This is a genomic window from Panacibacter ginsenosidivorans (genome assembly GCF_007971225.1).
GTDB lineage: Bacteria > Bacteroidota > Bacteroidia > Chitinophagales > Chitinophagaceae > Panacibacter > Panacibacter ginsenosidivorans.
Genome location: NZ_CP042435.1, coordinates 2,130,954 through 2,151,254, shown reverse-complemented (window position 1 = coordinate 2,151,254; position 20,301 = coordinate 2,130,954). Strand labels below are relative to the sequence as shown.

General features: G+C 38.3%; 14 protein-coding genes. 3 read left to right on the top strand and 11 right to left on the bottom strand.

The annotated features are described in order from the left end of the window. Nucleotides 1-207: 207 nt before the first annotated feature. The 3 genes from recG to FRZ67_RS08945 form a co-directional block, all read right to left on the bottom strand. Nucleotides 208-2,301 (bottom strand): ATP-dependent DNA helicase RecG, encoded by a 2,094-nt coding sequence (gene recG, locus FRZ67_RS08955; protein WP_225975589.1) that lies wholly within the window; start codon nucleotides 2,299-2,301, stop codon nucleotides 208-210. Between the two features lie 237 nt (nucleotides 2,302-2,538). Continuing rightward, on the bottom strand, nucleotides 2,539-5,778 hold the full coding sequence (locus FRZ67_RS08950) for a TonB-dependent receptor (RefSeq protein WP_147189224.1): 3,240 nt from the start codon (nucleotides 5,776-5,778) through the stop codon (nucleotides 2,539-2,541). Between the two features lie 204 nt (nucleotides 5,779-5,982). After that, the gene (locus FRZ67_RS08945) at nucleotides 5,983-6,867 is read right to left on the bottom strand and encodes a CPBP family intramembrane glutamic endopeptidase (protein WP_147189223.1); all 885 of its coding nucleotides are present in this window, start codon (nucleotides 6,865-6,867) and stop codon (nucleotides 5,983-5,985) included. A gap of 132 nt (nucleotides 6,868-6,999) precedes the next feature. Between FRZ67_RS08945 and pdeM the strand changes: the two genes are divergently transcribed. Then, entirely contained in the window at nucleotides 7,000-7,656 is a 657-nt protein-coding gene (gene pdeM, locus FRZ67_RS08940) for a ligase-associated DNA damage response endonuclease PdeM (protein WP_225975554.1), read from the top strand. Further along, nucleotides 7,653-8,555, top strand: coding sequence for a histone deacetylase family protein (locus tag FRZ67_RS08935; RefSeq protein WP_147189221.1), 903 nt, complete (start codon nucleotides 7,653-7,655; stop codon nucleotides 8,553-8,555). The genes pdeM and FRZ67_RS08935 overlap by 4 nt, the downstream gene beginning before the upstream one ends. Before the next feature lie 116 nt (nucleotides 8,556-8,671). Here the strand turns inward: FRZ67_RS08935 and FRZ67_RS08930 are convergent, their stop codons facing one another. The 8 genes from FRZ67_RS08930 to atpG form a co-directional block, all read right to left on the bottom strand. After that, nucleotides 8,672-11,137, bottom strand: a complete 2,466-nt coding sequence (locus tag FRZ67_RS08930; protein WP_147189220.1) for a DUF5916 domain-containing protein — start codon at nucleotides 11,135-11,137, stop codon at nucleotides 8,672-8,674. Between the two features lie 94 nt (nucleotides 11,138-11,231). Continuing rightward, the gene (locus FRZ67_RS23390; RefSeq protein WP_158638339.1) at nucleotides 11,232-11,381 is read right to left on the bottom strand and encodes a hypothetical protein; all 150 of its coding nucleotides are present in this window, start codon (nucleotides 11,379-11,381) and stop codon (nucleotides 11,232-11,234) included. 101 nt (nucleotides 11,382-11,482) lie between these two features. After that, complete coding sequence (locus tag FRZ67_RS08925; RefSeq protein ID WP_158638338.1) at nucleotides 11,483-13,846, bottom strand: ATP-binding protein; 2,364 nt, start codon at nucleotides 13,844-13,846, stop codon at nucleotides 11,483-11,485. A 258-nt stretch (nucleotides 13,847-14,104) separates the two neighbouring features. After that, nucleotides 14,105-15,298 (bottom strand): carbamoyl phosphate synthase preATP-grasp domain-containing protein, encoded by a 1,194-nt coding sequence (locus FRZ67_RS08920; RefSeq protein WP_225975553.1) that lies wholly within the window; start codon nucleotides 15,296-15,298, stop codon nucleotides 14,105-14,107. Between the two features lie 253 nt (nucleotides 15,299-15,551). Further along, nucleotides 15,552-16,394: an ABC transporter ATP-binding protein gene (locus FRZ67_RS08915; protein ID WP_147189218.1), complete on the bottom strand. Its 843-nt coding sequence runs from the start codon at nucleotides 16,392-16,394 to the stop codon at nucleotides 15,552-15,554. A gap of 170 nt (nucleotides 16,395-16,564) precedes the next feature. Continuing rightward, nucleotides 16,565-17,779 carry a diaminopimelate decarboxylase gene (gene lysA, locus FRZ67_RS08910; RefSeq protein ID WP_147189217.1) on the bottom strand — a complete coding sequence of 405 codons (1,215 nt, stop codon included), beginning with the start codon at nucleotides 17,777-17,779 and terminating at the stop codon, nucleotides 16,565-16,567. Nucleotides 17,780-17,861: 82 nt separating this feature from the next. Continuing rightward, nucleotides 17,862-18,686, bottom strand: coding sequence for an SMC-Scp complex subunit ScpB (scpB, locus tag FRZ67_RS08905; protein ID WP_147189216.1), 825 nt, complete (start codon nucleotides 18,684-18,686; stop codon nucleotides 17,862-17,864). A gap of 83 nt (nucleotides 18,687-18,769) precedes the next feature. Next, a complete protein-coding gene (atpG, locus tag FRZ67_RS08900; protein WP_147189215.1) occupies nucleotides 18,770-19,651 on the bottom strand; it encodes an ATP synthase F1 subunit gamma in 882 nt (293 codons plus the stop codon). A 400-nt stretch (nucleotides 19,652-20,051) separates the two neighbouring features. On the opposite strand from atpG, the gene FRZ67_RS08895 reads away from it, so the two are divergent. Beyond that, the gene (locus FRZ67_RS08895; protein WP_147189214.1) at nucleotides 20,052-20,300 is read left to right on the top strand and encodes a hypothetical protein; all 249 of its coding nucleotides are present in this window, start codon (nucleotides 20,052-20,054) and stop codon (nucleotides 20,298-20,300) included. The last annotated feature ends 1 nt before the right edge of the window (nucleotide 20,301 follow it).

The window sequence follows — 20,301 nt, the reverse complement described above, 5'->3', positions numbered from 1 at the left end:
GTCAGCAAGACCGAATGTCCGAAAGACAATGCTGATTAAACGATGTTCTTTCCTTCTTTCTGACTTTATTGACTTTCAGACTTGTTCAATAAAGTTCTGAACGTACAAGTGAGTGACACAACCAAAGCTTAATAGTAAATAAAATGCCGGTATCAAAAGGATATTGGAGGGAATAAATTAATAACGCCGCTGCTATTTATTTGTTGTCTATGATATAAGGCTCCACGCTGTTTTTCCCTTTTGCGATAACAGGAATTGTTTTAACGGGGCATTCTTTTCATGAACAAGTTCCTCATCTGCATTCAGCACCTCAAGCGCATAATGTTTTGCCACATCTAACAAAGCTTTATCATTGACTATACTTGCGAGTTTAAAGTTTAACACACCGCTTTGCCGTGTACCTTCAATATCGCCGGGTCCACGTAGCTCCAGATCTTTTTCGGCAATGGCAAAACCATCATTGGTGGCGCACATGATCTTTATACGTTCCCGCGCATCCTGGCTTACTTTGCTGCCTGTTAAAAGAATGCAATAGCTTTTTTCACTGCCACGGCCAACACGGCCACGTAACTGGTGCAATTGTGATAAACCGAACTTCTCTGCGCTTTCGATTACCATTACGCTGGCATTGGGCACATTTACACCTACTTCAATTACGGTAGTACTTACCATTATGTTGGTGTCATGGCTGATGAAACGCTGCATATTAACATCTTTTTGATCTGCAGGCATGCGGCCATGCACCATACTTATTTTATAGCGAGGTTCCGGAAAATAACTTTTCACCTGTTCATAACCCTGCATCAGGTCTTCGTAACTTAGCTTTTCACTTTCTTCTATAAGTGGATAGATGATGTAAGCCTGTCTTCCTTTTTCAATTTCTGTTTTTATAAAATCCATGACGGCAGCACGTTGCATTTCGTTGCGATGCACTGTCTGTATGGGTTTTCGGCCGGGTGGTAATTCATCCATTACACTGTAATCAAGATCTCCGTAGGCTGTCATGGCTAATGTGCGTGGAATGGGTGTTGCCGTCATTACTAAAATATGAGGAGGGATGGTTGCTTTTTTCCAAAGCTGCGCTCTTTGCGCCACACCAAAACGATGTTGTTCATCAACAATGGCAAAACCGAGATTTTGAAATTGTACAACATCTTCTATCACCGCATGCGTACCTACCAAAAAGTGAATAGTTCCATCTAATAAGCCTGCCAGCACTTTTTTCCTTTCAGCAGATTTGGTGCTGCCCGTTAATATGCGAATCTGTACAGGCATATCTTTCAGCAATTCTTTTAAGCCATTGTAATGTTGTTGTGCAAGAATTTCTGTAGGTGCCATCATGCAGCTTTGAAAACCATTATCCGCAGCGAGCAACATACAAAGCAAAGCCACGATAGTTTTTCCACTGCCAACATCACCTTGCAATAACCGGTTCATCTGGTGTCCTTGTGCAGTATCGGCACGTATTTCTTTGATCACCCTTTTTTGTGCACCGGTTAATTCAAAAGGAAGGTACTGACTATAAAAAGTATTGAAGAGTTCTCCTACTTTTTCAAATACAACACCTTTGCTGCTGCGGTGACGACGCAATCTCGTTAACTGCAATCTTATTTGTGCAAGAAAAAATTCTTCAAACTTTAAACGGTTTACAGCAGCTTCATAATCTTCCATATTGCGTGGAATATGAATATCGCAAAAGGCTTTATAACGCCCAGTAAGTTTTAGCTTTTCAACAATGTATGCTGGAATATTTTCAGGAATATCACGTTCTGAAATTTGTGGTAATAAAGCAGCTGTAAGTTTACCGATCTGTCTTCCGTTTAATGCCCTTGCTTTTAATTTTTCTGTACTGGAATAAATGGGCTCCAAATAATTTTTTCCATCTGCAATGCCTGCAGTTCGTAATTCAATTTCAGGGTGACTCATTTGCGGCTTACCATTAAAAAAACTTACCCGCCCGTAAACGAGATAATCACTGCCGATCTGTAAAATTTTTTCAACCCAGTTAATACCCTGGAACCAAACCAATTCAAGATAACCGGTATTGTCTTTTATTTCTGCCACAAGGCGCTTGCCTCTTTTTTCACCAATTAATTCAATACTGGTTATAGTGCCGGCTACCTGTATAAAATCTGTTTGAGGGTTTATCTCCGCAATTTTATTTACAATGGTTTTATCGATATGCCGCAGCGGAAAATGTTCCAGCAGATCACGAAAAGTAAATATGCCCAGTTCTTTTTTGAGCATGTCTCCACGCAACGGCCCAACGCCTTTGAGGTATTCTATTGGTGAGTCAAGTATGGATGGTCTTGTTTCTATGATCCGTGTTTATGCTGGTAAAAATAGGGAAAGAGTAAATAAGGTATGTAAAGTATATAGGGTAGATAAAATTGCTCAGTATTACCCGGAACGTACAAGTGAGTGACACAACAACAGATGCCGCAAAGCACTATAGCTTGTAACAAAAAAATTTTCTATTAAACAAAAATAGGTTTGCATTTTGCAAACCCATTTTCAAAAATTGTATTGAAATATTTTTTAGAAAATATATCTCAAGCCTACCTGCAACTGCCAACGGGAAATAAGATCCGGGCTGGCAATAAATGTTTGTTTCAAAGAAGGATCGAACTGGTAAGTGGGCGCATTGTTATTGTATGAAACAGACAATGGCTGAAAGTAACCTGATGTAGTTGCATACTTGCGTACACCCCATTCGCTGTTGAGCAGGTTGCCTACATTTACAATATCAAAACTTACCTGTACTGTTTGTGTTTTGTTCTTGCCTTTGAAATTAAAGTCCTGCAATATGCGCATATCAACCTGGCTGAACCATGGTGTTTCGCCGCCATATTTTTCTGTGTACTGTCCGCGTAAACCATTGAGATAATCATCCTGCCCTATGAATTGTTTAAAGGCATTGCGCTGTGTGGCCTGGTCCTGCACATTACCATTTGCATCTGTAAGTGGCGTAAAGGTCATGTTGTCTATTTCAGCATCTGTTGGCACGTATAAAAGATCATTGCTGCTGGTGCCATCGTTGTTGATGTCTCCACCATATACATAAGCGAAGCGATTGCCTGACGTCCAGTTAGCGAATAGTGAAATAGTAGTAGCATACATCTTGTCTTTGCCATAATCAAACTTCTTATAAACTGCTGCGAGTATCCTGTGCTTATTTCCATAGAGCGACGGTGTAAGTCTTGCTTCATTTGCATTGTTAAGAATCGGGTTGCGATCGAATGCATCGCTGGAAATTTCTGCAGAGATGGAACTTGCGTCTTTTGCTACAAGAAAATTATAACCGATCATTGCATACAAACCCTTCTTAAATGTTTGCTGTGCCTGGAAACTAAAGTTGAATTGATAACCAACTTTTGTGTTGGTAAATACATACGTGTTTGCTGTGCCCTGATCATTAGCAGTATAAATTTTCCTGTCATCTCCTGTGCCTGAGTTAAGTGTGCCGGTTGGTGTACCTAATTTATAGTTGCGTACCATCATGGCATTTACATCTTTTGTATATGCTACATCAAATGTGTAAATGGTTCCGAATTTGCTTTTTACATCTGTTCCAATATTGCTGCGCCAAACCTGTGGCCATTTAAAATTCCTGTCTGTGGCATTGTAAAAGAAACTAAATGGATTGCCAATATGATTGCCGATCCACACAAAAGGAAAGCGACCGGTAAATAAACCTGAACCACCACGTACCTGTAAAGTTTTATCACCTTTTACATCCCAGTTAAAACCAACACGCGGAGAAAGTAATGGCGTTGATTTTGGCAATTTAGTATTGTCCAGGTCTTTACCAACACCATTGGTAACAGGATTGCCGTTTGCATCAAATAAAGTAAGATCATCGTTATTAGGAACAGTTGGGTCGCCTGTTGTATAACTGCCAGTAAAAGTTCCATCGCTATTAAGATTGGGTGTTGAATAACTTGAGTTAAAATAAAAAGGAACATCCATTCTTAAACCATATGTCAGCCTGAAGCGTTCACTGGTTTGCCATTCATCCTGTACATATAATGAACCCTGGGCAACAGTTAAATAATACCAAGTCCACACATCTGCAGCAGCATGATTTTTTGCATAGTTTACATCTACATCCAACGGATAAGCACCAAATACAAGAGCTCCGCCAACAGGAACAGAATCTTTAAATGTTTGTATGTCTGAATCCCAGAATAAAGTAGGGCCGTAACCTGTAAGATTAAAGGAGTTGGCAAACTTGAATGATTCATAAGATGCCCCGATTGTTATATTATGGTTCTTCGCAAATATGTTGAAATTATTAGTAGCCTGGAATGCATCCTGGTTAAGACGATTATTGATAGAGAAAGGTTCATGACCTGCAACAATATAACGGGTATTATATTTATCAATGTTTACAACAGGGAAAGGTTCTGAGAATGGATTACGTTTATCGCGGAATGTTGTATAAACCAGTCTTAATTTATTTGCATAATTGCTACTGAAATTTGATTTCAATTCTGCACCAAAAGAGTTGAGTTTATTTACAATCTCATAGCCAGAGTTTTGAAATTGTAATGTGGTATAATCAGGACCTCTTCTTCCAATAGCACTGGGATGTGCTGGTTTGTCTTTACTTGCATCAAGACCATTGTAGGTAAAAGAAAGTTTATGTACACTGTTAATGTTCCAGTCGATCTTCGCTAGCCACTTGTAATTTTTCTGATCGAGTGTGAAATTTTGATAAGGCCCTGTTTCGTAGCCAAATCTTGTTTTCAAAATATTACTTACATCAATAAGATCCTGCTCTAATACACGTGATGTAGTTGGCTTGCCAACATTGTTGCTATTTTGCGCTACATACGCAGAAGCAGCATCTGTTCTTTGTTCTGTTTCGAAACTGAGGAAATAGAATAGCTTATTTTTTATGATAGGACCGCCTAATGCAACGCCGGCCTGTAACTGGCTGAGGTTAGGTATTTCAAAAGTCTCCTTATCAACTTTTTTCCCTGTCATGCCTTCATTTCTATAAAATCCATACATCGTACCGGTAAATTTATTACTCCCACTTTTTGTAACTGTATTCACACCTGCACCTGTAAAGCCCGCCTGCGTTACATCGTAGGGTGCAAGGTTTACCTGTATCTGATCAATGGCGTCCAGTGAAATTGGTTGAGCACTTGTTTGTCCGCCGGGTGTTGGCGCATCCAAACCAAATGGATTATTGAACACAGCTCCATCCAAAGAAAAATTATTATACTGTCCATTTCTGCCTGCAAAAGACAATCCATTATATGTTGCAGATGCAGATGGTGCTAATCTTAAATAATCATCAGACGAACGGGAAATAGTCGGTAATGTTTTTATGATGTTGTTGCTGATATTCGTAGAGGCTCCTGTTCTTTTATTGTCAAAAACTTTAGAACGTGATGAAACGGTTACAGCTTCCAGTTCCTTCTTTCTTTCTTCCAAAACAAATTCGAGCGAGTTGTTCAAACCAAGTTCAAGGAAAATATCAGAAGACACAGCTTCCTGGTAGCTTACATGTGTAATTGAAACTTTATAAGGCCCGCCCACTCTTAGGTTTGGCACAGTAAAACGGCCATCAGATTTTGTAATTACTGTTTGTCGTATTCCGGCATCAACATATTCTATCACAACAGTAGCGCCTGTTAAAGGCTGGCCCTTGGGGTCTTTTACAATTCCATTAATGGTGGCGGTAGTTACCTGTGCATTCGCACATAAAATGGAAATAACAAATAATAAGAGGCATGTAAAACGCCGCAGAAATTGAGCATATTTCATAAGCAGTAGTTTAAGATGCAAAGGAAAAAAAGGTTCTTAACAAAACGATATTATATTTTTCATACTTTGATAATATGTTTATAATAAGGGGAGAAGTTTTTTGAACCGGGTTTTGGATTTTTAATTTGGCTTTCGTTGCGTCGCACACCTGTACTGTCGTGCATTATGCATCTAAGAATGTATTGACTATCGATAATGTTGATTTCAAGATTTTGTTTCTGTGTTTTTTCTTTTCCACGCCGGCAATAGAATATTATTTTTTCGCTTAGCCAGCCATAAAAATAATAAGCTTACTGCAGCACATAATAACAGCGACTGAATGGAGTTTTGTGGTCCTGTTTGCCCGCCGGTTATAAAGACAGGACCGGTAATTTCATTGGTAAATAAACTTTGTTCAATTGAGTTACCTGGATTGATTGCGCCAAAAATTCCCGGCTCAGCAAAGTCCCATGCAAAATGAAGGAATATAGGTACCCAGAGATTGCGACTAAAAATAAAAGCAGCAGAAAGTAAAACACCTGCCTGCATGGAAGTGGCACAAACAGAAAGAAAGGTTGCGTGGTTACTGCCAGAATGTATTACGGCAAAAAGTATTGTAGTAATAAGCAACGTATTTATAGTGCCTAGCTTTTCTTCTGCTAAGCGAAAAAAGATTCCTCTTATCAATATTTCTGCAACAAAACCGGCTGCAAGTGCTGTTAAAAAAGAAGGAAACAAAAATGAGAATGGATTAACCCGTATGATTTTATAACCGCCTGCAAAATAAATGACCAGGATAAAAAGTGTTTGTAAAAAAAGACCCGTTAGAAAACCAATGATTGCATTTTTAGTAAATGTTGGTAATTGTAATTCTTTGATCTCCCTTTTTTCATAAAAGCGAAAAAGAAAAATATAGCTCAATAAGGCAATGACGCAAAATGGTATCGTAATGATCAAATTTTTAATATCATCAGGCGTCCCTGTTTTGTCAAATATGAAATTGAATAGTTCTCCTGATAAAACAACTGATCCTCCAACTATAAAAATACCAATGATGATCTTTATTAAAAAGAAATGCAGGATATTATATAAATTGATTTGTTTGCTCATTTATTAATTAATGAAGATATAATAAAAGCTGAATGATAACAGAAAGTACAAGAGTGCGACGCAATAGTTGATGCCACACATTACAAAAGCCGGTAACAAAAAAATCTGTACTTATCTTTACAAAAAAATATTTTGACACCGGTTAAGTTTGATATACATAAAGAAGAGTTTTGGCTTTCGCCCGGGAAAATGATCTGGTATCCTGCCAATAAAACTTTGATCATTGCTGATCTGCATTTTGGAAAGACAGGTCATTTCAGAAAATCCGGTATACCTGTGCCGCAGGATATTTTTAAACAGGATCTGCACCAACTTTTTGCTGGCATACAATTTTATAAACCGGAAAGATTATTGATCGTTGGCGATATGTTTCACAGCAAAGCTAATAAAGAGCTTGATCTTTTTTTTAAATGGCGTAATGATCTTTCTCATTTGCATATTCATTTAATAAAAGGTAATCACGATATACTCAATGACCAGTATTATACTGATACGGCTATACAGGTGGATCCACACCTTACTGCGGGCAGATTTTCTTTTATACATGATATAGCGGAAATAACTGTGGATGAAAATGATGAACAATTTTATTTCAGCGGGCATCTGCATCCTGGAATTTCTCTTAACGGTGGCAGCAGGCAATCTTTACATTTTCCCTGTTTTTATTTCACCAAAAAATATGCTGTATTGCCAGCATTCAGTGCATTCAGCGGTCATTGTATGATAAGACCCCGGAAAGGTGAAAATGTTTTTGCGATTGTAAATAATTCAATCGTGCAGATCCAATGATAAAGATTGCGTACGATGCAATATATGCACACCCTTTGCCTGAAGGTCATCGTTTTCCTATGCTTAAATATGAATTGATACCTGAACAGTTGTTGCATGAAGGAACAATTACTACAGAGAATATTTTTGCACCGCAACCATGCAAGGAAGAAGTTGTTTTACTAACACATGATAAAACTTATTTTGACAAACTCATTCATCAAACACTTACTGCCAGCGAACAAAGAAAGATAGGTTTCCCGCAGTCGCCGCAACTTACACAACGTGAACTGATCATTACACAAGGCACTATAGATTGTTGTATGCATGCCATGCAATATGGTGTAGCATTGAATGTGGCAGGCGGCACACATCATGCATTTGCAGACAGGGGAGAAGGTTTTTGTTTACTGAATGACATGGCGGTTGCTTCAAATTATTTGCTGCAAAAAAAGCATGCACATAAAATTCTTATCATCGATCTTGATGTGCATCAGGGTAATGGCACTGCAAAAATTTTTGAATATGAACCGCATGTATTCACTTTTAGTATGCACGGTGCGCATAATTATCCTTTTCATAAGGAGAAAAGTGATCTTGATATTCCGTTGAAAGATGGTACGGATGATGAAACCTATCTTTCATTGTTGAAAGAAACATTACCTGCATTGATAAAAAAAATTAAACCTGATTTTGCTTTTTTTCTTGCCGGTGTAGATATACTCTCAACAGATAAATATGGTAAATTACAAGTGACTATTACTGGTTGCAAACAAAGAGATGAATTTGTTTTTATGGTGTTGAAGAAAAATAATATCCCTGTGACTGTTGCAATGGGCGGTGGTTACTCGCCGGATGTAAGAACAATTGTGGAGGCGCATTGCAATACATTCAGAGCTGCTGTTGATGTTTACGGATGAAGTTGACATGCCTAATTTAGTTACGTGTTTTCTTCATTGCTGAATAATGGTTTGGCGTACAAGTGAGTGACACAACGATGTTGCTATGAGATAGCATTGCCGATAATCTAAAATATTTACTCTTTTTTCTTAATAAATTTTTGTGCATCGATATAATACACAAATTTTATGCTGATCTCATTGCTGTGTGGCACATTGAATAATTCTTTAAAGTTGTTGCCGTATTTTGTATTGCTGTATCCATCAACAATCGCATCCGGGCCAAGTGCATTTTTGTACGCAATGATCAAACGGCTACCCAACCGAAAATCCCAGGTAAAAAACATGTCTATATTAAAGGCATTAAAATTCTCATCCTGATCATCGATGAAAGGCCGCTCTGTTCTGTTGCCATCAAGGTCCACATCGTAGAATGTATTGTAGTGCACTTTACTCCAATAGTGCCTTACTCTTGCGCTAAGATTCATGCGTGCTTTGAAATTATAAGTGGCATTGATCAAAGTAGAAAACTGTGTTACTTCACGTAAACCTGCAATAGGCTCGCCTGTAATAGGCTCGTCTAATGCCCACCCAATATTACCTTTGTCGAATTGCCTTTCGCCTTCAACAGATAAACTGAATTTAGGGTTGAACCTGTAACGCAAACCGAGGTTATATAATGTAAAGGGATCGTCTTTCTGTGGCGAGAAATTTGCATAACCTACAAAATAACTGGCAAATATTTTTTTACGGCTATCAGTGCTTCCACGAATACCTGCAAATGCAAACGGAACTGTCTTTAATACGCGGCCTGGCTTTCTTAAGTTATAATAATCATTATCCCAAAAAGGGTGTACAAAAGCAACCAATGATGCGTCCCAGAAATTTTTAAATACATGCAGGAAGTCGCCGTTTATTTCGAGAGATGAATAAGAGAAAGGCTGTAGCCTGTTGATGTAGTCGATACTTATTTCGTAGTTTCTGAAATTAAAAGTTTTGTTGGGTGTGAATTGTTTGTAAGAGAGTTTTGCAATGCTTTCCATTTCATTGTTACGAAAGAGAATACCCAGATCATTGGGATCGTATTGTTTTGATTTTATAAGATTAGATGCTTCCCACTGCCACTTGCCACTTACTTTTCCAAAGCTTGTGTATGTTCTGAAACCATTGTGCGGATCATCTCCTGTTACATAACTATAGGCGCCTTTTGCCTGGAAATTATAAGTATTTGATTTATCAAATAATGAAAGATCAAGTGCACTTACATTTCCATCTCTTGCATGGCTGTTGCGGATTACATTGGTATTGGTGAATGTAATAAATGAACGATTCTTTAAAGATTGGTCTATAACAAATACATTATAATTGGTAAGCGGCTCTGTTTCTACGCTGAATATTTCGCCACTCTTTTTTTCAAACTCTGCATGCATAGGTGCTGTAACTGCATTAAAGATGCCTATACCCAACCCATCCTTTGTGCGGCCGGAAAATTTTGTTGCATTGTATAACTGTGTAGCAGAGGGATTTTTAAGAATAGTATAGCCGCTGTCTGATGCCAGTTGCAACGCATCATAATAACCACCCGGAGTAGCCCCTACACGCCTTGAATAAAAAATGCCTGCTTTATTAAACAGTTCTGTTCCTTCCGTAAAGAAAGGGCGGTTTTCTGCAAACTGTTGTTCAAAGGGTGTAAGATTAAGAATAATATTATCGCTCTGTACCTGGCCAAAATCAGGCACTAATGTCATATCCATTGTAAAGCTTTCATTGATGCCATACTTTACATCCATGCCACCATTATGTAAAAATGTATTGATGCTTCCTTCATTGGTAGGCACTGTTCTGTAACCTGTAGAAATATAGGGCAACAATGAAAGACGCAATGGTGGTTTTATATCTTTCAAACCACTAAGCACTCCAAATTGGTTTACAAAACCATTTTCTTTTGGGTTTACTGGATTCCAGTAAGATGTTTCATTCAAGCGCCTGATATATCTGGAGAAATTTACACCCCATTGCTGTACTTCTTCTTTTGAAAAGCGGATGGCGGAATAAGGAATTTTTATTTCGGCTATCCATCCGTCAGAAACAATAGTTGTACGGCTATCCCACACTGCATCCCAGTTATAATCAAAGCCTCCATTATCGTTGCCATCATCTGCCCCTGATTGTACGGTTGCAGATATACGCACATCGCTTTGTACATTGGCAGATGTAACAATAAACTGAAATGCATTTTGTTTATCACTGTATGTATCGAATGCAACACCAAAATTATCTGCGTCCTGGAATTCCTGTTTATCTCTTTGTGTTAATTGCCTTCTTATAAGTTTGGGGTCATCATGCATGTAAGCGCCAATGTAGATCGCTTCATCATCATATACCACTTTTACATCTGTTGTTTGCGTAGATGCTTTGCCAAAATCGGGAAAGTTGATAATAAATGAATTTGCATCCGCAGCATTTTGCCATACTGCATCATCTAATATGCCATCCAATTTTGGGGGCTGTTCAACTTTTATTACAGGTAATGATTTTACCTGCGCATTCAGGCAAACAGAAACAGAAAAAAGAATAAGCAGTAAGGTTATGTGCCTTAGCATTAAGGTTGGTTTGGCGCAAAAATAGATTGCTGCGCATGCAAACGGTTCATAAAATTGACGAGTGGTAATATAGATAAATCAGGTAGAAGAGATGTTAACCTGTTAATATTTTATTTATAACATTTTTATAAAATATTTTTACACCAGCCGTAGTTGTTGTGGCATCACCGGTTGTGTCACTCACTTGTACGTTCGGAACAATATTGTGAAAGGTGGGATGTGAAAAGTAAAAGTATTTCTGCATTTTTTCTTTTCACTGATGCGATCAGTATATGAGTATAAGTGTGCGACGCAACGATGTTTAATAGAATATCTGTAGTATGGTGCAAAAAAATATTGATGCTCTTAAGAAGCTGTTTTTAAATATTGCATCAGTTTATTGCGGAATGATTCGGGTTCGAACGGTTTTACAACAATATCATTGGCGCCACACGCAATTACTTTTTTATTTTCATCTGCATAAATACTTGCAGTAAGCGCAATGATGGGCACTTTAGCCCCTTGTTTTCGCAATTGTATCGTTGCATCACGGCCATCCATTACCGGCATATGAAGATCCATCAGGATCAGTTTATGTTTTTCTTCATCAAATTTATCAATAGCTTCCTGGCCATTTTGTGCCACATCAATTTCGGCACCCCATGCCTGCAGGAATCTTGTGGCTACAATTATATTAAACTCGCTGTCTTCAACCAGCAAAATGTGAATGCCGAGAAACGGTTTATTATTATCAACTGTTACGGGTTTAATTACCGCTTCAATTTTTTTACAAACAGGAAATGACTGCACAAAAAAGAATTCAGTTCCTTTATTTTCTTCACTTTGCAATTGCATTCTGCAGCCTTGTTTTTCAAGAATGCTTTTACAAATAGAAAGCCCTAACCCTGTACCGCCAAAACTTCTCGATGTAGAAGAGTCTGCCTGTGTAAACTGATCGAATATAATGCGTTGTTTTTCCGGTGGGATGCCTATGCCTGTATCTTTTACACTGAATAATATGCTAATAACAGAGTTGTTTCTTTCCTCAACTTTACAGGATATGGTTACCGATCCTTTTGAAGTAAACTTAATGGCATTGTGTACAAGGTTGGTCAATACCTGGCTGGTTCGTGTAGGATCCGCCAATACGGTAACATCAAGACTTTTATCTGGTTCCACAATAAGGTTGATACCCTTTTCATCTGCATAGGTTTTAAAACCACCGGCAATATTTTTAATGATATCATGCACATTTGTTTCAATGCACTCAAAATGAATTTTTCCCGCTTCTATTTTATTGAAATCAAGAATATCATTTACAATCGACAAAAGATTATTTGCCGAGAAAAGCATGATCTTTAGTTCATCTTCCTGGTCTTTGCGTGGTTCATTCTTTAACATGAGATGTGTAAGACCAATCACTGCATTTAACGGTGTTCTTATCTCATGCGACATGGTGGAAAGGAACTGCGATTTTGCCAGTGATGCATCTTCTGCTTTTTGGCGCGCCACTTTGAGATTATCTGCAAAACGGAATGTAAGGATAAGCGACTGCAGGATAAAGAACAACAGGTAGCCCGACAATATCCAGGCATCCGGTGATGGGATAATGCCAAAGTAGTTCAGGTCGAGTACTGTAAATACTGATAGGCTTATAGCTATGCCTATTAAAGAATATACAGAGCCCTTTCTTTTATTTTTTGCTGCAATTATAAAGACATAAAAAATGTACACCATGTAAAGAAGTATGATAACAAGAAAAGGTGCCAGTAATGTTGTGAAAAATGATATGGGCGTACATATAACAGTAAACAGGAATAGCAAAGAGATTGCTGTCATAATCCTGGTTAGTTTCTTATGAGTGTCTTCAGGGTACAGATATCTTATATATAAAACAAAAAAACAAACACAGAGATACAATGAAATGTAATCTGCATGCATGGTAAACCAGTATGGTATAGAAGGAAACACTGAGTTAAGTAAATAAGGCGGTGACCCTATTACGCGATAGCTGTATAAAACAGAGAATAGTGAAAAATAAAGTATTACTTTATCCTGTTGCCCGAAGAGGTATAATCCAAAGAAAAAAAGCCCGCAAATAAATATACAACCGGCTAACAAAAAATTTGAAGCAAGTTCTTTCTCCCTGTCGGCAGAAAGTTTTGCATTGTCTCCTAGATATATCTTCCTGTTAAAGCCACCTTTTGAATGTGTAAAATTAGCAACCTGTAAAACCAGTTTAAGCGTGTCTGTTTCAACGGGAAGTTTTCTTGTTATTTGTTCAAATGCCGGAACTGTTGTCTCGGCATTAGTCGAAGGATTACCATTTTCTGCAAACAGAACTCCATTAACAAACAATCTGTACGAGGAATAAAAATCTTCGATCTTCAATGCCAGTGGATCTCTTTTAGCCGGCAGCAGGATCGTGAGCGCATAGGTGGCATACCCTTGTGCCGGAAGCTGTTTACCGTTAATTTTAGTATTGTTCCATAATGCGGGAAAAACTGTATAAAGCGGTTTTGCCGAAGGCAATGAATCGGGTGTGAGTAGTTGGTGCCAGTAGAAGCCCCATTCTCCCTGTGGGACAATATTTTTTTCTTTAAAATTATAACTTCTTAAATCGAGTATTCCCTTATGGGCATAAGAAACAGCAGACGAATCAGCGGCAAAACAAGATACCGTGCAGTATGATAAACATACTAAAAACAGAAAGCGATACAGGCTCTTCAAAACGATTATTGGATTTGGACAATAAAAGTATAACAATTACACACTGTAATAACATTGCAGGGAAGGATTTTATTGTATCCGTTTAATATTAAGCTGCTGATTAATAAAGGATAAAAAGATATATATGTTCTGCGGGGTAGTGCTTTGAGCTTGCCGAATAAAGCTGTGAACGATGAAGTGAGTGACACAACAGACGGCGCCATAAAAAACAAAAGCTGGTTCAATAATGACCGGCTCTTATTATATCTTATGAATATTCTACTTGCTCAAATACATACTCTTTTCTTTATACAGTTGCCTGAAATATGGATCACGCAGATCTTTTATAAATCGGATTGCTTCGCCTGTACTCTTCATTTCAGGACCCAGTTCTTTGTTTACGTTCGGGAATTTATTAAAACTAAACACAGGTTCTTTTATAGCAAAACCTTTTAGCTTCTTCTCGTAAGTAAAGTCCTTAAGTTTTGCTGCACCTATCATTACTTTGGTGGCAATATTAAGATAAGGAATCTGGTAAGCTTTTGCGATGAAAGGCGTGGTACGACTGGCTCTTGGGTTTGCTTCGATCACAAACACTTTATCATTCTTTATCGCAAACTGTATGTTAATGAGCCCACGTATATTCAATGCCCTTGCAATTTTTTCAGCATAATATTCCATCGTTGTTATAACGAGTGGTGTAAGGTTGAAAGCCGGTAACACCGCATTACTGTCGCCACTGTGGATACCTGCAGGTTCTATATGCTCCATCACGCCCATCACATGAAAATCTTCGCCGTCAAATATGCCATCGATCTCAGCTTCCTGGCAACGATCCAGGAAATGGTCGATCAGTATCTTGTTGTTAGGAATATGTTTCAGCAAACTGATCACCGCTTTTTCTACCTCATCATCATTGATCACGATGCGCATTCTTTGCCCGCCCAACACATAGCTTGGCCGCACCAGCACGGGGTAGCCAACATTATTGGCCACTTCAATCGCTTCATCAGCTGTATAAGCGGTTCCATATGCCGGGTAAGGAATATCGAGGTCTTTCAGCAGGTCACTAAAACGGCCACGATCTTCGGCAATATCCATACTGTCGAAGGAAGTGCCAATGATCTTAATACCTTTCTGTGTAAGCTTCTTTGCCAGTTTTAAAGCTGTTTGCCCGCCAAGCTGCACAATAACACCCTCTGGTTTTTCCAGTTCAATAATTTCCCAGAGATGTTCCCAATAAACCGGCTCGAAATATAATTTATCGGCCATGTCAAAATCGGTGCTCACTGTTTCGGGGTTGCAATTGATCATGATCGCTTCATAACCACATTCTTTTATTGCCAGCAGACCATGCACACAGCAATAGTCAAACTCGATTCCCTGGCCAATCCTGTTGGGACCGCTGCCTAAAACAATAATTTTCTTTTTCTGCGATGGAATAGACTCGTTGGAGGAAATTGTATGATTCATTTCTTGAAAGATTGCGCAAAATTAAGGGTATGCAACCTTATTAAAACATAAAATTACCCGGCATGTATAAAGTGTGGATATGATTGTATTTGAAAGGGGTTTTTATGAGCCTGGCTTTAATAAAACTATTGAGCGTTCGTTGCGTCGCACTCTTGTACGTTTGATATACTATTGAGCAAATAAAAACCGCAGAGACAGGGAGTGGCAAAAGAAGGAAAAATCTCTTTGAGCCTTAGCGCCTTTGCGTTGAATACTATTTCTCCAGGTTATCCATCAGCGAGCCGGGGCTGTTCAACAGATCTTCCATATTTCTGTCGTTGTCAATTTTGCCTTTCATTTCCAGCATGCGCATGTCTTTTGCATCCTGCAAAAATTCTGACGCAAAAATGAACTTGTTCAGTTTATCACTCTTGCTGAAGATGATCTCTTTGTTAGAGCCTTCCCATTCTTTTTTGCCCTGGTATAAATAAACAATATGATCGCCGATTTCCATTACACTGTTCATATCGTGCGTAACAACAATAGTAGTGGTATTAAACTCATTGGTAAGCTCCTTGATAAGCTTATCTATTACCAAAGATGTTTGCGGATCAAGACCGGAGTTGGGCTCATCGCAGAACAAATATTTTGGATTGAGTACGATAGAACGTGCTATACCCACACGCTTTTTCATACCGCCACTTATTTCTGCAGGGAATTTCTTATGTGCATCTTTCAGTTCTACACGTGCCAGTACCTCATCTACTCTTTTCTTTCTTGTTTTATAATTATCTCTTGAAAACATTTCCAGCGGAAACATTACGTTCTGTTCTACTGTCATGGAATCAAACAATGCAGAGCCCTGGAAGAGCATGCCAATCTGCTGGCGCAGCATTTTGCGGTGCTCATCGTCCATAGCGCCAAAACTTTCGCCGCTGTATAAAATTTCGCCGCTGTCGGGATGAAACAAACCTACCATACATTTGGTGAGCACGGTTTTGCCGCTACCACTGGCGCCAATGATAAGATTGCATTTCCCGGCTTCCATTACAGCGCTTATATCATCAATGATGATCTTATCGCCGAAGGACTTTTTTATATTTTTTATTTCGATCATGCCCTAATCCCTAAAGGGGAATATTTTATTTCCAGATTTCTTTTATTGCTCAATCTATGATTGAAAGATGAAAGGATTGCGACGCAACGAAGATGCCATAAAATACAAAAGCTGGTATCATCATTTTCTTTAATTTTCACATTTGCATATTCGCACATCTGCACATTTTCTTACAACACTTCTACCTGGTTCTTCAGCAGATCAGCAAACTCATCACGCTTTCTTATTAAATAAGCCTTGCCATCTTTTATCAATACTTCTGCGGGTTTGAGGCGACTATTAAAATTACTGCTCATTTCAAAACCATAAGCGCCGGCATTGTAAAACACAAGAAAATCACCTTCACGTACTTCACGCAGTTTGCGATCCCATGCAAAAGTATCTGTCTCACAAATATTACCTACAACGGTGTAAATACGTTCAGGGCCATTTGGGTTGCTGATGTTTTCAATGCGGTGGTACGCTTCATAAAACATAGGGCGTATCAAATGATTAAAGCCACTGTTTACGCCAACAAAAACAGTAGCTGTTGTTTGTTTGATCACATTTGCCTTTACTACAAAATAACCAGATTCACTTACCAGAAATTTTCCCGGCTCAAACCAGATTTCTAATTTACGACCATTCTCTTTTTCATACACTGCAAATGCCTCAGCAACTTTTTTGCCAAGCGACGCAACATCTGTTTTTACATCATCATCCTGGTAGGGCACTTTAAAACCACTGCCGAGATCAATGAATTCGAGTTTTGGAAAATGGCGCGCCATATCAAACATTACTTCCAAACCCTGCAGGAATACATTTACATCTTTTATCTCGCTACCCGTATGCATATGCAGTCCTGCAACGTGTATGTTGGTTGTTTTTACAATACGTTCTATGTGGCGCATCTGGTGAATGGAAATACCAAACTTACTGTCGATATGGCCCGTAGAAATTTTAAAATTCCCACCCGCCATTATATGTGGATTTAAACGAATGCAAACAGGATAAGTATGCCCGTATTTATTACCAAACCTTTCAAGTAAAGAAATGTTGTCAATATTTACATTAACGCCTAATGCAATACCTGCTTCGATCTCTTCAAAGTCAACACAGTTTGGTGTAAATAAAATTTGTTTTGGTGCAAAGCCGGCTTTTAAACCAAGATTCACTTCATTAATGCTTACGCAATCAAGGTTGGCACCGTACTGCTTTATAAGTTTTAAAATATTGATATTGGTCAGCGACTTGCAGGCATAAAAAAACTTTGCATTACAATCTTTGAACGCATTGGTTAGTTCATTAAGCTGCTCTTCTATTTTTTCTGCGTGATAAACATATACCGGTGTACCATACTCATTAGCTACACTGATCAGTTGTTCTTTTGTTAGTTGCTGCGACATAATTTCGAAGATACGATATGAGTGGGGATTGATTTAATAAATGGATTATAAAAATAAAGCCCTTCATTGAAGGGCCGTTATATTAGTCTTTTGAATTTTCATTATCATCGGCTACTTCATCATCGCTTTCGTTTAGATCTTTCTTATTCTTTTCTTCGTCAGGTTCATCTGAAGTACCGGCTGTTTCAACATCTTCATCCAATGTTATCTCAATTGTTTCTTCTATAATAATTGCTTCGTCATCTTCTGCATGCAATACCAGGTCTCCGTTACTATCTACAGAAAGCAATGGTATTTCTGCAGGTATTTCTTCTTCTGATAAATTTTCTGCGCTTACAATAGTGGGTTCAACCATTTGCTCAGCAAGCACCTCTTTTATTTTAGGCAGATCATCGGTTGAGTTCAAACCAAAATAATCCATGAAGTTTTTAGAAGTAGCGTAGACCAATGGTTTGCCCGGTGCGGTTTCATTACGGCCACTTATGAGTATTAATTCTTTTTCCAACAATTTTTGAATACTGTAATCGCTGTTTACACCACGGATACCTTCAATCTCACCCTTGGTGATCGGTTGTTTATAAGCAATAATAGCCAATGTTTCCAACGCTGCTGTGGATAAGCGTTTCAGGAATTTCTCACCATTCAGTTGAGCCAATGTTTTATGAAAATCTTTCTTTGTAAGAAACTGCCAGCCACCGCCACTTTCTCTTACTTCAAATGGGTAAAACTCACTCTGGTATTTTTCTTTGATACCTTCTATACAACTCTCCACCTGGTCGGGCATAATACGCTCTTCCATAAAACCAAAAGCATTGTTGATGAGTTCAACGATCTCAAGGCTTGTCAATGGTTTTTCACTGGCAAAGATCAATGCTTCTATATGAGGTATTATCTGGGAAAGTTCCATGTGGTGAATTTGAAAATTTGAAAACAATGCAGAATATTTTCTGCTAAAACATTTTCAAATCTTTATATTTTCAAATTGTATAATTAGCCTTGCAGAGCTGCTGCGCCGCTTACTATTTCTGTCAGCTCAGTTGTAATGGCTGCCTGGCGTGCACGGTTGTAAGAGATTTTTAGTGCTTTAAGCAATTCATTGGCATTTTCGCTTGCCTTATCCATTGCCGTCATACGTGCGCCATGTTCACTTGCATTCGCATCTAATACAGCTTTGTATAACTGTGTGTTTAGAATCTTTGGCATTAACTCTGCAATGAGTTGTTCTTTGTTAGGCTCGAAAATAAAATCGGCCTTTTTAGCACCTGCTTTCTTTTCTACTTTAGGAATGGGAAGAAATGGCTCGCTCTGGAAACGTTGTGTAGCTGCATTTTTAAATTCGCTATACACGATCTCTACTGCATCAAATTCTTTATTCTCAAAAGCTTTCATCGCAGCAACAGATGCAGCCTGTACATTTTCAAATGTAAGGTTCAAAAAAATATCTTTATAAGCAGCATCAGTCTTGTAACCGCTTTTGCTTAAACTTTCAAACCCTTTTTTCCCAATATTCCAGATGGTTACATTTCCTTTTTTGAACTGTGCAGCATATTTTTCTTCAATGGTTAGCTTGGCAGTTTTTATAATATTGGTGTTATAAGCTCCTGCAAGACCACGGTCGCTGGTAATAACTATAAATAGAACCTTTTCAACTGGTCTTTCTTCTGCAAGTTTTATACTTACATCGCCATCAGAATTGCTTACTATATTGCTCAATACTTCCTGCAGTTTCTGTGCATAAGGCCTCATCTGTATAATGGCATCCTGAGCGCGGCGCAGTTTGGCGGCACTTACCATCTTCATAGCCTTGGTTATTTGCTGTGTGCTTTGTACTGATTTTATGCGGTTGCGAACTTCTTTTAACTGACCAGCCATTGTTGTAAAGTTTTAAGATTCAGCCATTTACGAATACTTAAATCTATTCGTAAACAAAAGGAACCTGAAATCGGCGGCAAAGTTAACGGAAACAGGTGAAATTATTAAGCGTGTTTTCAACTATGTGGATTTTTATAAACTTAGCTACAATGGTACTATAAAGCTTTGGTTGTGTCACTCACTTGTGCGTCTTGTTTTTTGTTCAGCAAATTTCGGAACGTACAAGTGAGTGACACAACTGCCGATGCCATAAAGCTCAACAGCCGGCTTCTAAAAAATTGTTTTAAGAGAACTTATCTGTAAATATTGCTTTTTTATGATTATTTATTTGGGTAGTAATTACTAACTTTAATTATCTGCTATAATTTCTGCAACTATTTTCTAACGAAACCATTGCATTGTGCAAAAGAAAAAAAACCGGGTAAGAATAATTCTGATTGTTTGCTTTGTAGCTTTTTTACTTACAACTAATAATGGTATGGCACAAGAGCCTGTTGCAAAAACAACAACAGGCGCAGAGTTGAAACATTTATGGAAAAAGAATGAAGTGCTTATTGGGGTTGGAACCGCCATGCTACTTACACTGATTGTATATGCGTTATGGCGCAGGAAAAAATCTAATACCAGCAATATAGACTCTATAACGTAGT